Here is a 14,937-nt window from a genome sequence, read left to right on the forward strand (position 1 = left end):
AGACGACTGGTAGGGACGACGTTAGGCTAAGTCGACTTTTCTTACAACTTGCGGTGCCCTATGCATATCCTCAGACACCTCAAACGCATGGTGACCGACTGGTTCCTGTGCGGCATGTTGCTCGCCACGCTGCTGGCGTACTTCTTTCCAACCTTTGGTGCCACGGGCGGTGCCATGCATGCCGAATGGGTGGTCAACATCGGCATCTTCGTGGTGTTCTTCCTGCACGGGGTCAACCTGTCCGGCGAACAGATCCGCCACGGTTTGAAGAACATCCGCCTGCACGTGATGGTGCAGGGTTTCACCTTTGGCGTGTTTCCGTTGCTCTGGCTGATCAGCCACTGGCTAGTCGGCAGCCACGTGCCGGCGCTGTTGATGCTGGGGTTCTTCTACCTGTGCGCCCTGCCCTCGACCATTTCTTCCTCGGTGGCGCTGACCGGCAGTGCCGGCGGTAACGTGCCGGCGGCGATTCTCAACGCGAGCCTGTCCAGCGTACTGGGGATTTTCCTGACACCGTTGCTGGTCAGTTTCGTGGTCGGCAGCGGCGCCGGTGGCATCGACCTGGGGTCCACCTTGCTCGACCTGTGCATGATGTTGCTGCTGCCACTGGTGCTGGGGCAGTTCCTGCGGCGTTGGTTGGCTGGCTTTTTCGGCAGGTACAAGCGCTACACCAGCATCATCGACAAACTGGTGATCCTGCTGCTGGTCTACGCCGCGTTCTGCAACTCGATGGTGTCCGGCATCTGGCAACAGCAAGGCCACGGCGTGCTATTGAGCGCAGTGCTTGGTAGTGCCGTGCTGCTGGCGATCATCTTGTGGGCGACCACCCGTACCGCCCGCGCCCTGCAATTGCGCAGCGCCGATGAAGTTGCCGCGGTGTTCTGTGCCAGCAAGAAATCCCTCGCCGCCGGGGTGCCCATGGCGGCGTTGATTTTTGGCAACCATCCCGGCCTGGGGCTGATCCTGCTGCCGATCATGATCTATCACCCGCTGCAGTTGATCGTCTGCTCGATCCTCGCCGAGCGCTACGCCAGCCATCACCGGGAACTGGCGTCCCGCCAGGACGGCGCCGTCCTCAGCGCTCGATAATCGCCGTCACCCCCTGGCCCGCTGCGGCGCAGATGGAAATCAAGCCGCGACCTCGCCCGGCGGCATCGAGCAACTTGGCGAGGTTGGCGACAATACGCCCGCCCGTGGCGGCAAACGGGTGCCCGGCGGCCAGGGAACTGCCCTTGACGTTCAACCGGCTGCGGTCGATGGACCCTAGCGGTGCGTCGAGCCCCAGGCGGGTCTTGCAGTAGTCCGGGTCTTCCCAGGCCTTCAATGTGCACAACACCTGGGCGGCGAACGCTTCATGGATCTCGTAGTAATCAAAGTCCTGCAAGGTCAAACCGTTGCGCGCCAGCAATCGCGGCACGGCGTAGACCGGGGCCATCAACAGCCCTTCGGCGCCATTGACGAAATCCACCGCCGCCGTTTCACCGTCGCGCAGGTACGCCAGAATCGGCAGGCCTCGGGCCTTGGCCCACTCTTCGCTGCCCAGCAGCACCAACGAAGCACCATCGGTCAGTGGCGTGGAATTACCCGCGGTCATCGTGCCCTTGGCGCTTTTTTCGAAGGCCGGCTTGAGGGAGGCGAGTTTTTCCGGGGTCAGGTCCGGGCGCAGGTTGTTGTCCCGGGTCAGGCCAAGGAACGGTGTCATCAAGTCGTTCTGCCAACCTTCGGCATAGGACGCGGCCATTTTCTGATGGCTTTCCAGGGCCAGTTGGTCTTGCGCCTCCCGGGGGATCTGCCAGGTCTGGGCCATCAACTCGCAATGCTCACCCATGTTCAGGCCGGTGCGCGGTTCGTTGATGCGCGGCAGGTCGGGGACCAGGTGCTGGGGGCGCAGCTGCAGGAAGGTCTTGATCTTGTCCGCGGTGGTCTTGGCGCGATTGGCTTGCAGCAGGATCCTGCGCAGCCCTTCATTGACCGCGATCGGCGCATCCGAGGTGGTGTCGACGCCGCCGGCAATGCCGCTGTCGATCTGCCCCAGGGCAATCTTGTTGGCCACCAGCAGCACTGTCTCCAATCCGGTGCCACAGGCCTGTTGTACGTCATAGGCCGGCGTCATCGGTGACAGCCGCGAGCCAAGCACGCATTCGCGGGTCATGTTCATATCGCGGGAGTGCTTGAGCACCGCACCGGCAGCCACTTCACCGATGTGCAAGCCATGCAGGTTGTAGCGTTCGATCAGCCCCTCGAGGGCTGCCGTCAACATCGCCTGGTTGCTGGCGGTGGCATAGGCCCCGTTGGAGCGGGCGAACGGAATGCGGTTACCACCGATGATCGCGACGCGGCGTAGTTGTGTCATGAAGAACTCCCCTGTAGGTCTAATGCACTAAGAACACTCAACCGCACCCTGTGGGAGCAAAGCTTGCTCGCGATGAACGATGACGCGACGTACCTGAAAAACGCGGTGTCTGCATCGCGAGCAAACTTTGCTCCCACAGGGGGGCGGTGCCCTGGAAAAAGCGCTCCCGCTCAAGCTTAGGCTTTATCTCGCCAATCGAACGACTGATTGCCAATCATGGTCCACACTTGGAACCTCATCAGCCGGAGTGTGTTCCATGTCTGACCGTTATATCGACTTTGCCAACTCGCCCATTGGCCGGCGCATGGTCGGGTCCCTCGGCCTGCCATCGCCGGTACGCCTGGAACGCTGGCAGGCCGGGCGCCTGCGGCCGATCGAAGGCGCATTGCTACTGGGCGGCGGGCCGTTGACCGAGCAGATCGGTACGTTTGCCAAGCGCCTGACCGATACCATCTTCATCTACGGCGGCGAGCCGACCCTGGCCACCGAGTGGATCCCTGGCCACGGCCCGAAAATCAAGGCGGTGGTGTACGACGCCAGCCATTTGGTGCAGGCCGACCAGTTCAAGCAGCTGCGGGAATTTTTCCAGCCGCTGATGAAAAACCTCGACCACAGCGCCCATGTCGTCATCCTCGGTCGCGCGCCGGAAAAACTTGCCGACCCGTTCGCCGCCAGTGCCCAGCGAGCGCTGGAGGGTTTCAGCCGTTCCCTGGCCAAAGAGCTGCGCCACGGCGGGACGCTGCAACTGCTGTACGTCGGCGACGGCGCCGAAGCCCAGCTGGAAGGTGCGCTGCGGTTTTTCCTGTCGCCCAAGAGCGCCTTCATCTCCGGGCAGGTCATTCGTCTCAACGCCTGTGACACCCAGGTCCAGGACTGGACCCGACCGCTCACGGGGCTCAAGGCGCTGGTCACTGGCGCAGCCCGCGGGATCGGCGCCTCCATCGCCGAAACCCTGGCCCGCGATGGCGCCGACGTGATCCTCCTGGACGTCCCGCAAGCCAAGACCGACCTCGACGCCCTGGCGGCACGCCTGAGCGGACGCAGCGTCACGCTGGATATCTGCGCCGAAGACGCCGCCGCACAGTTGATCGGGCACCTGCCCGACGGCGTCGACATCGTGGTGCATAACGCCGGCATCACCCGGGACAAGACCCTCGCCAACATGACCCCGGAGTTCTGGGACGCGGTACTGGCCGTCAACCTCAACGCCCCGCAAGTGCTGACCAAGGCCCTGCTCGACAGCGGCACCCTGCGCGACAATGGCCGGGTGATTCTGCTGGCGTCCATCAGCGGCATTGCCGGCAACCGTGGGCAGACCAACTATGCGGCGAGCAAGGCCGGACTGATCGGCCTGGCTCAGGCCTGGGCGCCGGTGCTGCAGCCACGCGGTATCAGCATCAACGCCGTGGCGCCGGGCTTCATTGAAACCCGCATGACCGCCGACATCCCCTTCGCCTTGCGCGAAGCCGGGCGGCGCATGAGCTCCCTGGGCCAGGGCGGCCTGCCCCAGGATGTCGCCGAAGCCGTGGCCTGGCTCGCGCAACCGGGCACGGGCGCCGTGACCGGGCAGGCGCTGCGGGTATGCGGGCAAAGCCTTCTGGGAGCGTGACCATGACGATCCAATGGCAGGAAGTCAGCAGCCCGTCCTCCATGTCCGGGCTTTACTGGAAAGCGGTGACACGACGCAAGGTCACCGGAACGACCCTGCCCGAGGAAGGACTGCGTCAAGTGCTTCAAGTCGACCCGCAACGCCTGGCGGCCTATCGCAAAGTCTGCGGTTTCGTCGATAACGGACTGCTGCCGTCGACCTATCCCCACGTCTTGGCGTTTGCCCTGCAAATGCAATTGCTCACCGCACGGAATTTTCCATTCCCACTGCTGGGGCTGATCCACTTGAGCAACCGCATTCGTGTATTGCGGCCCATGGGCGGGGTTGGCCAGGTGCGGGCCAGCGTCAATGTCGAGAATCTTCAAGCCCACCCCAAGGGCGCGGTATTCGACCTGGTGACCCGCCTCGATGATCAGTTGGGGCCGCTATGGGAGGCCCAGAGCCAGATGCTGTGCAAAGGCGTCCAGCTCGAAGGGGCACTCGTGGAGGACTCGCCGCAGGCCAGCCTGTCCTTGATTGAAGTCGCACGCTGGACCGCACCAACGGACATCGGCCGGCAATACGCCAAGGTGTCCGGCGACTACAACCCGATTCACCTGAGCGGCATCAGCGCCCGGTTGTTCGGCTTCCCCACCGCCATCGCCCATGGCCTGTGGAACAAGGCCCGGACCTTGGCGGCGCTGGATGACCACCTGCCCGAGGCCAACATCGAGATCGATGTGACCTTCAAGAAACCGGTGCGCCTGCCCAGTGAGGTGATACTGCTGTCGAGCGCGGCGGGGTCCAGTGGGCAACTGCAACTGGTAGGGGCTGGGGGTTTGGAGCATATGGTAGGAGAGTGGCGGCCGGTTGCCTGAGCAAGTCGATGGTGTTCACCGTAAATCCCTGTGGGAGCGGGCTTGCTCGCGAAAGCGGTGGGTCAGTCTGCATCAATGTTGACTGTTCGGCCGTCTTCGCGAGCAAGCTCGCTCCCACAGTTTGTTCCGGGGTGTTCACAGAACAGGTGTCCGCCACAAAATCCCTGTGGGAGCGAGCTTGCTCGCGATGGCGGTGGGTCAGCTCACATCCATCTTGAATACGTCGTGGTCAACGCGGCGGGTAGTTGGACAGGATCCGTCCCACCGTCTCGCGCACGGCCGTGTTGCGGTCAGTCGGGTTGGGGGAGTTGCTGAGCAGTTGTTCGTCACTGCCACGCCACACCAGCTTGCCGTCCTTGCCATCGAGCAGGTCGATCTGCACGGTGGCGACCTTGTAGCTGATGTTGCGGGTTTCGTTGTACATCGGTCCGCCCCAATAGCCATTCCAAGGGCCGCCCCAACCGCCGCCGCCGTAGTTGGTGGTGATCTGCTGCTGGCGGTCCTCGACGATCAAATAGGCCTGGACCAGTACATCGCCATGCCCGCCAGCCGCCGGACGCAGGCCGCGCTGGTCGAGTTGATCGGCAACCGCCTGGCGGATCCGCTGTTCGGTCAGGTCGCTCTTGATGCGAGGGTCATCGGGGCGATATTGCAGCGCCGGCTCTTTCCAGCTCCAACTGCGATACGCCGCGAAATCGCGGCTGGTGTCGAAGTCATGGTTGACCTGGTTAGAGGCACAAGCGCCCAGCAACAGGGTGAAGGCCAGTAGAGCAAGACGGCGAAACATGGTTTTTCTCCGTTGCGTAATCAACTTGGAGGATACGCCGACATGGCTTTTTCCACCGCCGCACGAATGGCATCGGTGCGCTCGCTCTGACTGCCCCGCTGGCCGGTCTCGGCGCTGGCGCTCCACACCGGTTGCCCCGTACGGGCATCGAACAGGTCTACCCGCACCACCACGACCTGCTCCTGATACGTGCGCACCATCGGCACCGGATGGTACATGCCATAACCCGGACCATAGCGGTCATAACGGTTATAGCCGCCGTAGTAGCCGGCATCGTAGTCATCCCGGACCTGGCGCACGCGGGTTTCCAGACGCAGGTCGGCGCTGACGAACAGGTCGGCGGGACGGTTGTCATGCAGCGGGCGCAGGCCACGCTGGTCCAGGGCATTGCTCACCGCTTCGGCCACCTGGGCCGAATCCGCCCAGGCGGTACCCGACGGCAGGCGCCCGTCGCGCCAGGCCCAACTGCGGTAGCGCCCGTAGTCACGGGGCGGCGCAGGATAAGCACTGCGGTCAAACACCGTGGTGGCCTCGGGCGGCGCCGGCGGCAGCGGATTGGACGTGGCGACATAGGGGTTGCTGCCCTGGCAAGCCGCCAGTCCCAGACACAGCATCAACAACCCTGAACGACCTTTCATTTCGCTCTCCGGTCACACTGGACGGCAGATCCAGTGCAGATAACGTCCCAACCCGGCAAACGCCGGATGGCGACGGTGGGCCAGTTCCATTTCCAGCAACTGCGCAAGCTCCACGCGGCCCTGGAACTCCACCGGCATGTAGTCATGGAAAACCCGCACACCACTCTGGTTTTCGACCTGCCACAGGCCTTCAAGTTGCGCCGCCAATTCTCGCGGATCAAGGGGTTGTTGCGGCGTCAGGCTCTGTTTTTCGCCGGCCATGTCGTTTTTGCGCAACTTGCGAAAATGCCCCTTGAGCAGGTTGCGATAGACCAGCGCGTCGCGGTTGTAGAACGCCAGGGACAGCCAGCCGCCCGGGACTGTGAGTTGATGCAGCACCGGCAGGATCGCATAGGGCTCAGCCAGCCATTCCAGCACCGCGTGACACAACACCAGGTCGTAAGGCTCGGTGAGCTGGCCGAGCAGGTCCTGCCACGGTGCCTGGATGAACGTGGCGCTCTGGCCCGCCTCGGCAAAGCGCTGGCGGGCGCCTTCGAGCATGGGCTCGGCCGGCTCGGCCAGGGTCACCTGGTGACCGCGCTCGGCCAGCCACAACGACATGTGGCCCAGGCCCGCGCCGATGTCCAGCACGCGCAACGGACGCTGTGGCAAGCTTTCCAGCAGATCGGCCTGAAGCACCGCCAGGCGGATCGCCCCCTTGGCCCCGCCGTAGATTTTTTCCGCAAAGCGCGTGGCGAGCTGATCGAAATGACGGTCGCTCATTGGCCGAACCGCCGTTCGCTGTCGGCGAGCTTGCTGCGCACCACGGCGTCCATGTCCAGGCCCAGTTCGCTGCAAAGCAGCAACAGGTACAACACGATGTCACCGACCTCCTGCCCGGCGTGGGCCAGTTTGTCCGCCGGCAACTGGCGCGACTGGTCCTCGGTCAGCCACTGGAAAATCTCCACCAGTTCGGCCATTTCCACACTGGCGGCCATGGCGAGGTTTTTCGGGCTGTGGAATTGCCGCCAATCGTTACGGTCACGAATGGCATGCAGGCGTTCGGTCAGTTCAACAAGGTTCATCGGGTTCTCCTGAATGCGCATAGCTTCAGGGGGATGACCAGCGAAGGCAAGAGTCTCGGTACGAAGCGACGGTTTGCCCCATAATCGAACCAACTCGGCCGCCACAGCTCCTACAATCAGGAGCCAACGGCTCAGCTCGGATCCCCTCCCATCAGGATGCACATATGCAGGTAGAAAGCTTTTTCGAATGGCTCGGCCAGGCGCTCGGTTCGGTGATCCGTTTCATCGTCGACCTGCTCAGCGGCTTGTTCAACACCCTGGCCAATGCTGGCGGCAACTTCGTCGATGGGCTATCACGCACCCTGGGCATGGACACCTCGATCATCAGCATCATCGCGCTGATCCTCGGGCTGATGCTGCTCTACTCGGCGATCCGCGCGTTCATGCGGGCCTCGATCGTCATGGGCATCATCTGGCTGGTGCTGGGGTTGTGGTTGTTGAGTTGGATCATTCACTAGGGCCCAGAGCACTGGGTGGGAGCAAAGCTTGCTCGCGATACAGGCGCCTCGGTTCCCTGAAAGACCGCGTCATCTTCATCGCGGGCAAGCCTTGTTCCCACAGATTTTCTTGAGATCGAACGCAGAGCGTCCCTAGGGGCATTCACACGCGGAGCGTGGGAAAGATCAATGCGAGAACCCGCTACAATCGCGCTCCATCAAGGAGCCCGCATGTCCAACCTGACCACCGACTGGCGCGACCGCCTTACCCATCGCCGGGTCTGGGCGCTGGCTGCGCCGATGATTCTCTCGAACATTTCCGTACCGCTGGTGGCCTTGGTGGACAGCACCGTCATCGGCCATTTGCCCCATGCTCATCAGTTGGGCGCCGTGGCGGTCGGGGCGAGTTTGTATACGGTACTGGCGTGGGCCATGGGCTTCTTGCGCATGGGCACCACCGGGTTCGCCGCCCAGGCCGCCGGACGTGGTGACGGGGCGGCGTTGCGACAAGTGTTGTTGCAAGGACTGCTGTTGGCGATGGGGTTGGCGGTACTGCTCGGTGCCGTCGGCGTGCCATTGAGCGACGTGGCGTTGCACTTCATGCAGCCGTCCGCCGAGCTCAACCAGTTGACCCGTGACTTCTTCCACACCCGACTCTTCGGCTTGCCGGCGGCGCTGGCCAGCTATGCGCTGGTAGGCTGGTTCCTCGGCGCCCAGAATGCCCGGGCCCCGCTGGCGATCCTGCTGGTAACCAACCTGGTCAACATCGCCCTGAACCTGTGGTTCGTGATCGGCCTGGACTGGGGCGTGACCGGCTCGGCCCGGGCGTCGGTAATCGCCGAGTGGACCGGCGCGCTGGTCGGCCTGGCCCTGGCCCGCAACACACTGCGCGCCTGGCCCGGGCAAATCGCCTGGGCCGCCCTGGGACTGTGGCACAGCTGGCGCCCGTTGCTGGCGGTGAACCGGGACATTTTCATCCGCAGCCTGGCGCTGCAAGCGGTGTTTTTCCTGATCACCGTGCAAGGCGCACGCCTGGGGGATGCGACCGTCGCGGCCAATGCCCTGCTGCTCAACGGCCTGTTGCTGACAGCCCATGCCCTGGACGGCCTGGCCCATGCCGTCGAAGCGCTGTGCGGCCATGCCATTGGCGCCCGCGACCGCCTGGCCCTGCGTCGCTCGCTGGTGGTGGCGTGCGGCTGGTCGTTGATTGCCAGCCTGGGCTTTGCACTGCTGTTCCTGCTCGCCGGCCACCTGTTCATCGACATGCAGACCAACATCCCCGACGTGCGCGCCACCGCTTATCACTACCTGCCATACCTGGCGGCCCTGCCACTGATTGCGGTCTGGAGTTACTTGCTCGACGGGCTGTTCATCGGCGCCACCCGTGCCCGGGAAATGCGCAACGGCATGCTACTGACCCTGCTGCTGGTGCTGCCCATCGCCTGGGCGCTGCAAGGGTTGGGCAACCATGGGCTGTGGATCACCTTCCTGCTGTTCATGGCCCTGCGCAGCCTGACCCTCGGTGCTTTCGCCTGGCACTTGCAGCGACACGATCGCTGGCTCGGTGCATCTGCCCACTAACGCTCAATCCTGGCGGCCCTGCCAGCGCCGACGCAGATGCTCGAACCGCTCGCGCTGCGAACCGCCCACCAGGCCAGATACTGGCCGCGCATCGGGGTATTGCAGGCGCAGCCACAGCCAGTCATCGAGCACCGCCCGCTCGGTAAACCCCAGCGCCAGGCCCTGCTGCAAATTCCCCCAGAGCCGCTGGTAATCACATCCGGTAGCACGGGACCATTGCCAGGCGTGACGCTCCAGCAGGCATCGTTGCAACTGGCCCTGTTGTCGGTCGCTGAGGCCGTGCTCCTTCTCCAGCGCCGCCACCGACAGCCCCGGGTTGGACAGTTGTTGCCAACCCTGGCTGCCGATCGCCCGGTCGGCCCAGGTGCCGCCAAACCAGCGCAACAAACTGATCGGCCCCAGCCAACAACTGAGCTCCCGAGGGTCGCAACCGTCGAAGAAGTAGCTGGCGATGTGCGGGTTGTAATAGCTCAACAACGCTTTGTGATGCAGGCCCAGGGTCACCGTCAGCATGCGCCGCAGATGCGCCAGCAATTGCGCAGCGGGCGATGGGCTGACCAACAACAGCCCCGGCCAGGAACGTGGGTCCAGATGACAGAGGCTGGCCAGCGCAGGCGAATGGCGCAAATCCACCAACAGCGGACCGTGCTCTCGCAGCCCATGCAGCTCGGTGTTTTCAAACAAGGCAAAGCACCCGGCCTTGGCGAACTGCGCGCGCACAAGCCGCCCAGCGCCAGGCGCACTCGGTACGTCGAGCAGCAACCATTGCGGCGTTGATCCAGGCAGGGCCGCGGCGTTCATCGAGCAATGCCCGCACCGCGCCGCATGAGCATACGGCAGGTGCACAGTGGCTGGGCGCAGGGGCTGAAAGGCCCGCCTTCGGGCAACAAGCACAACAAGACCAGCGGCTCGGCGTCCCGGATTGCAGACAACAGGCGCGGATCGGCAACCGACGGCCCATATGTTTCGCCTGTGGATGATTCATCCACAACCTCTACTGGGGCAGGCGCATTCAGAAATGCACTGATCAATGGCCGATCCGGATCGCCTTCGATAAAGCTCACCAGCACCTCGGTGCCATCACTCAAGGCGCCCGCCCCGCCCATGGCCAGTTCGGGCGCCAAAGGCAGCCAGCAATGACTGGGGCTGGAACCTTCGCCCTGGTAGACCCAGTCAAACTGCACCGCCACGCGCCCCGCTCCCAGCTCCGGCGGTTCATTCACCGCCACGACCCAGCCACGTTGCCGGCTCACCATGCGTGGTTTTGCAGGGACCTCGTCCGGCACGAACAGCACGCCCCGGGGAATCGCCTTGAAATGATTGCCGTACACCCCCGCCTGTGCGCGGTGCTCGACCTTCGTCAGCAGCCAGCGCCGGTTCCAGCCGGCAAACGGATGGGCCGTCAGCGTCAGCACCTGACCACTCTGCAGGTTCATCAAATCGCTGCGGCCCTGGGCGACCTGCTCCCCCGACACATCGGTTTGCACGCTGAAGGAGCGCACCGCGGCAATCGGATCGTCGTCCGCATAACCCGTCTTACCGGCAGGGGGAAAACTGTGCGGATTATCAGCGAACACCAGGCAATGCCCGTCCCGAGTGTGTTCGAAATGAAAGTGGATACCCGCCTGGGCGCATAGGCGCTGCAGGAACTGCAGGTCCGACTCTCGATACTGGGTACAGAAATCCTGCAGCGGATAATCGCCACTCAAGTCCAGGCACAGGCTGCGGCCACTGATGCCATGGGCCTTGAGCACCTGGCGAATGATCTGCGGCACCGAACGGGCGCTGAAGACCCGCTGGCTGAAACGCTGCGCCAGACAGGCCAGCTTCGGCCCGATACGCACCCGGCAGCCGGCGCCATGACGGTGTTGGACCAACTCATGAAGCTGCCCATGAATGCCTCGGCCTGGGGTCCCGAAACTCAACCAGACGCTGCGGTACAACAGGCCCGCCAGGTCCAGGTTCGCGTCGCGCAACAACAGTTGTGCTTCATAGACGAAGGGTTCGCTGATCGCTTCGCTACCCGTGAAGGCCACGACGTCAACAGGCTCGGGCAGACCGGCTATCTCCAGACGAAAGGCTGGTTCGCTGGCTGGATCGGACATCGGCGTTTCTCTACAGGAGGGGCGGTCGGGGATTCTCGCCGAGAGCCATGGCCGAGTAGAGGGGCCAAGTACAAGTTAGGAAAGGGACTACACGAAATAAGGACATCGCCGGTTAAATGCACCGACGTTCAGAAATAACGACGGCACAAATTAAAACGCCCTCCGGGACTGTCCGAAAAAACCCGCAGCGTGCGGTGCATTTTCTGACAGCCCGGGAGGGCATTGCCGATCAGTTAAATAAACCTGTGGCGAGGGAGCTTGCTCCCGCCACAGGGTTCTATCAGGAAGACAGGTAGGACGAACGCGTCAGCCCCAGGCGCAAGGCATCGAGGAACTGGGTACGTTCAGCGGCGCTGATGCGGGCGCTGGCGCACTTGTCGCGGTAGTGAGTCATCAACTCCTCCGGCGACAGGTGCACGTAGCGCAGCATGTCCTCGATGGTGTCGTGGGTTTCGATACCGGCGTGGTACACGCTGCCATCGGCGTTCTGGTAGATGTTCACCGAGTCGGTGTCACCGAACAGGTTGTGCATGTCACCGAGGATTTCCTGGTAGGCGCCCACCAGGAAGATGCCCAGCAGATAGTCTTCATCCGGCTTGAGTGCGTGAACCGGCAGGCTGGTCTCGATGCTCTGCTCGTCGACGTACTGCTTGATCTTGCCGTCGGAGTCACAGGTCAAGTCTTGCAGCACGGCGCGGCGCAGCGGCTCTTCGTCCAGGCGATGCAGCGGCAGGATCGGCAACACCTGGCCGATGGCCCAGGTGTCCGGCAGACTCTGGAACACCGAGAAGTTGCAGATGTATTTGTCGGCCAACTTGTCGTTGAGCTCATCCAGCACCTGGCGGTGCGAGCGCTGGCGCGCCTTCAACGAGTTGTGCAGGCGACGGCAGACCGCAAAGTAGCACTGCTCGGCCAAGGCTTTTTCGGCCAGGGTCAGCTTGCCGTCGGCATATTGGGTCGCCACGTCGCTCATGTAGTGGGTGGCGCGCCAGTAAGTCTCGGTGACCATCTCGATATCGGTCGGGCCCAGCAGGTCGACCAGCCATTGCACGGTTTCCGGCAGTTCCTGCTTGTTGTCGATCGCCGGCACGTCGTCGTTGTGTTTCTCGACGTCGGTCACCTGCACCACCAGCATGGCGTGGTGAGCGGTCAGCGAGCGGCCGCTTTCGGAGAAGATGTTCGGATGCGGCAGGCTCTGGGCATCGCAGAACTCCTTGAGCATGCCGACCACGACACCGGCGTAATCGTCCATGTCGTAGTTGATCGAACTGGCATTGCGCGAGTGCGTGCCGTCGTAGTCCACACCCAAGCCACCGCCGACGTCGATGTGATCCACCGGCAGACCGAGGTTGCGCAGCTCACCGTAGTAACGGATCGCTTCCTTGAAGCCGTGCTGGTAGTCCGCCAGGTTGGCGATCTGCGAGCCCATGTGGAAGTGCAGCAGGCGAATGCCCTGGTCCAGGCCGGCAGCGCGGAAGCGCTCGACCACCGACAGCAGTTGCGCGGCCGACAAGCCGAACTTGGACTTCTCGCCACCGGTATCGGCCCACTTGCTCGACGCCAGGGACGACAGGCGCACACGCAAGCCGACCTGCGGCTTGACCTTGAGCGTTGCCGCCTCTTCGATCACCAGGCCGACTTCGGACTCTTTCTCGATGACGATGAAGACGTTGTGACCGAGCTTCTGGCCCATCAGCGCCAGGCGGATGAATTCGCGGTCCTTGTAGCCGTTGCAGACGATGGTGCCGCCCTTCGGCGCCAGGGCCAGGACCGCCAGCAGCTCCGGCTTGGAACCGGCTTCCAGGCCGATGGAGACGTTCTGGGTGGCGATGATGTTCTCGATCACCGCTTCCTGCTGGTTGACCTTGATCGGATAGAGCGCGGTGTACTTGCTCTGGTATTCCAGGCGCGCGATGTTGCTGTCGAAGGCGCCGGTGAGCTGGCGCACACGGTCTTGCAGGATATCGGGGAAGCGCACCAGCAAGGGCAGCGACAGGCCGCTCTGGCGCAACTGGTCGACTTGCTCGAACAGGTCGATGGGCGAGCTGTCGGGACCGTTCGGACGGACTTCGACGCGACCGGCTTCATTGATCGCGAAATACCCGGCCCCCCAATGGCGAATCCCGTAAACACTGCGGCTGTCCGCAACTGTCCATTGGCTGCCATCGTCTTTGCGTGTGCGTCGTACGGACATCGAAGTCCCCTATAAAGAAGTCAAAATGCACCATCCGGTCGGAGGCTGGGGCAGTCTAGAGAGTGAAAATGACGAATTGCCTGTTAGCAAGGTAGACCCTGCTCCCAGCGATGAGTTTAGAAACCCGTTCAGAACAGGCTCTGTGAAAACCATGCGGGCGACCTCGAACGTTGAGTTCGGGTCAAGCCGAGGGTGGTTTTCACAGAGGCTGCTAGCCGCCGGATTTCTTTGCCTTGAAGCCGTGCTTGACCAGTTCCGCCAGCAGCAGCTCGACGTGATCGCCCTGGATCTCGATGATGCCGTCTTTCAACGCACCACCGGTGCCACAGCGCTTCTTCAACGTGGTGGCCAGCTCCTTGAGCGCGTCTTCGGCCAACGGCACGCCAGTGATCGTGGTCACCGTCTTGCCGCCGCGACCTTTGCTTTCACGGCGCACGCGCGCAATGCCGTCACCGGCAGGGATGGCGGTCTGTTTGCAGATGCAGGCATCCACCGGCTGACGGCAATCAGGACAATGACGACCGGCGTCGGTAGAAAATACCAGGCCGCCCAGGGCGGCGAAGGATGCGGCTTTTTTGGCCACCGGCAATCCTCTCGGGAGGACAAAGACTGGTCGAGGGGGAACATGCCTCGACCGCGAAACCCCACTCAGGCAGGGGCAGCGCTACTGGACCGCAGACACGGTTCAGCTTGAAAAGTCGCGCAGTGTAACGGCAAAAAGCCGACTTGCTAAGGGCCAATCAGCGCCAATTTATAGCTTCTTTGCGACGCCGCTGCCATGGACGCGCAAATAGCGTTCAAGCGCCGCCAGGGAGTCCGGGCAGTAAGGCTTGCGCTGGATTTCATCGAGCACCTGCTCGAGGGGCAGGAAACGCGCCTCGAGGACTTCTTCGGGCTGCAGGACCAACGGGCCGTCCCATACCGCCGAGAACGCCGAGCACCACAGGCGACTGCCAGGGTCTTCGAAATAGAAATGGTCGTGGGCGGTCAGTTCCACGCCGCTCACGCCCAGCTCTTCCGCCAACTCACGGGCAGCCGATTCGGCGTAGGTCTCATCGGCCTGCACCATGCCCCCCGCCGCCACGTCCCAGAAACCTGGGTAGATGGCCTTGCTCAGGGTGCGCCGATGTACACACAGCTCACCGGACGAATTGAACAGCATGATGTAGGTGCCGCGTCCGATCAGGCCACGCTCACGCAGCTCTGAGCGCACCACGCTGCCGAGCAGATTGTCGTGCTCATCGACCCACGCAATCAGCTCGGCATCCGAGGCCACTCGATGAGCGACCTCCCGGGGGCTTTCGCTCATGAA

15 protein-coding genes are annotated in these 14,937 nt (G+C 63.1%); 5 read left to right on the plus strand and 10 right to left on the minus strand.

Features of this window, described 5'->3' with window-relative positions:
* Positions 1–60 precede the first annotated feature (60 nt).
* Complete coding sequence (locus F7R20_RS15360; RefSeq protein ID WP_003197460.1) at positions 61–1,089, plus strand: bile acid:sodium symporter family protein; 1,029 nt, start codon at positions 61–63, stop codon at positions 1,087–1,089.
* On the opposite strand, the gene F7R20_RS15365 is transcribed toward F7R20_RS15360, so the two are convergent.
* Positions 1,076–2,353, minus strand: coding sequence for an acetyl-CoA C-acetyltransferase (locus F7R20_RS15365; protein ID WP_003197458.1), 1,278 nt, complete (start codon positions 2,351–2,353; stop codon positions 1,076–1,078). The two genes, F7R20_RS15360 and F7R20_RS15365, sit on opposite strands and share 14 nt — an antisense overlap.
* A 256-nt stretch (positions 2,354–2,609) precedes the next feature.
* Between F7R20_RS15365 and F7R20_RS15370 the strand changes: the two genes are divergently transcribed.
* Both F7R20_RS15370 and F7R20_RS15375 read left to right on the plus strand, forming a co-directional pair.
* Positions 2,610–3,962 (plus strand): 3-oxoacyl-ACP reductase, encoded by a 1,353-nt coding sequence (locus F7R20_RS15370; protein WP_003197457.1) that lies wholly within the window; start codon positions 2,610–2,612, stop codon positions 3,960–3,962.
* A gap of 2 nt (positions 3,963–3,964) precedes the next feature.
* A complete protein-coding gene (locus F7R20_RS15375) occupies positions 3,965–4,819 on the plus strand; it encodes a MaoC family dehydratase (protein WP_003197455.1) in 855 nt (284 codons plus the stop codon).
* Between the two features lie 229 nt (positions 4,820–5,048).
* Here F7R20_RS15375 and F7R20_RS15385 read toward each other — a convergent pair whose 3' ends face one another.
* Genes F7R20_RS15385 through F7R20_RS15400 form a run of 4 tightly spaced genes read right to left on the minus strand, consistent with a single transcriptional unit; the run spans position 5,049 to position 7,308 of the window.
* Complete coding sequence (locus F7R20_RS15385) at positions 5,049–5,606, minus strand: DUF4136 domain-containing protein (RefSeq protein WP_003197453.1); 558 nt, start codon at positions 5,604–5,606, stop codon at positions 5,049–5,051.
* A gap of 20 nt (positions 5,607–5,626) precedes the next feature.
* Positions 5,627–6,244: a DUF4136 domain-containing protein gene (locus F7R20_RS15390; RefSeq protein WP_003197451.1), complete on the minus strand. Its 618-nt coding sequence runs from the start codon at positions 6,242–6,244 to the stop codon at positions 5,627–5,629.
* Between the two features lie 12 nt (positions 6,245–6,256).
* Entirely contained in the window at positions 6,257–7,006 is a 750-nt protein-coding gene (locus F7R20_RS15395) for a methyltransferase domain-containing protein (protein WP_003197449.1), read from the minus strand.
* On the minus strand, positions 7,003–7,308 hold the full coding sequence (locus F7R20_RS15400; protein WP_003186192.1) for a MazG-like family protein: 306 nt from the start codon (positions 7,306–7,308) through the stop codon (positions 7,003–7,005). Before F7R20_RS15400 ends, F7R20_RS15395 begins: the two co-directional genes overlap by 4 nt.
* Before the next feature lie 164 nt (positions 7,309–7,472).
* Between F7R20_RS15400 and F7R20_RS15405 the strand changes: the two genes are divergently transcribed.
* Both F7R20_RS15405 and F7R20_RS15410 read left to right on the plus strand, forming a co-directional pair.
* On the plus strand, positions 7,473–7,766 hold the full coding sequence (locus F7R20_RS15405; protein WP_003197447.1) for a hypothetical protein: 294 nt from the start codon (positions 7,473–7,475) through the stop codon (positions 7,764–7,766).
* A gap of 210 nt (positions 7,767–7,976) precedes the next feature.
* A complete protein-coding gene (locus F7R20_RS15410; RefSeq protein ID WP_003197445.1) occupies positions 7,977–9,326 on the plus strand; it encodes an MATE family efflux transporter in 1,350 nt (449 codons plus the stop codon).
* Positions 9,327–9,329: 3 nt separating this feature from the next.
* On the opposite strand, the gene F7R20_RS15415 is transcribed toward F7R20_RS15410, so the two are convergent.
* From F7R20_RS15415 to F7R20_RS15435, 5 genes are all read right to left on the minus strand, one after another.
* Entirely contained in the window at positions 9,330–10,127 is a 798-nt protein-coding gene (locus tag F7R20_RS15415; protein WP_003197443.1) for a DUF4123 domain-containing protein, read from the minus strand.
* Positions 10,124–11,431 (minus strand): type VI secretion system Vgr family protein, encoded by a 1,308-nt coding sequence (locus F7R20_RS15420; protein ID WP_003197439.1) that lies wholly within the window; start codon positions 11,429–11,431, stop codon positions 10,124–10,126. Before F7R20_RS15420 ends, F7R20_RS15415 begins: the two co-directional genes overlap by 4 nt.
* A gap of 280 nt (positions 11,432–11,711) precedes the next feature.
* The gene (speA, locus tag F7R20_RS15425; protein ID WP_003197437.1) at positions 11,712–13,625 is read right to left on the minus strand and encodes an arginine decarboxylase; all 1,914 of its coding nucleotides are present in this window, start codon (positions 13,623–13,625) and stop codon (positions 11,712–11,714) included.
* 211 nt (positions 13,626–13,836) lie between these two features.
* On the minus strand, positions 13,837–14,208 hold the full coding sequence (locus tag F7R20_RS15430) for a translation initiation factor Sui1 (RefSeq protein ID WP_003197435.1): 372 nt from the start codon (positions 14,206–14,208) through the stop codon (positions 13,837–13,839).
* 168 nt (positions 14,209–14,376) lie between these two features.
* Positions 14,377–14,934 (minus strand): NUDIX hydrolase, encoded by a 558-nt coding sequence (locus tag F7R20_RS15435; protein ID WP_003197433.1) that lies wholly within the window; start codon positions 14,932–14,934, stop codon positions 14,377–14,379.
* Positions 14,935–14,937: the final 3 nt, after the last annotated feature.

The organism is Pseudomonas brassicacearum subsp. brassicacearum, from assembly GCF_008801605.1.
Taxonomy (GTDB): Bacteria; Pseudomonadota; Gammaproteobacteria; order Pseudomonadales; family Pseudomonadaceae; genus Aquipseudomonas; species Aquipseudomonas brassicacearum.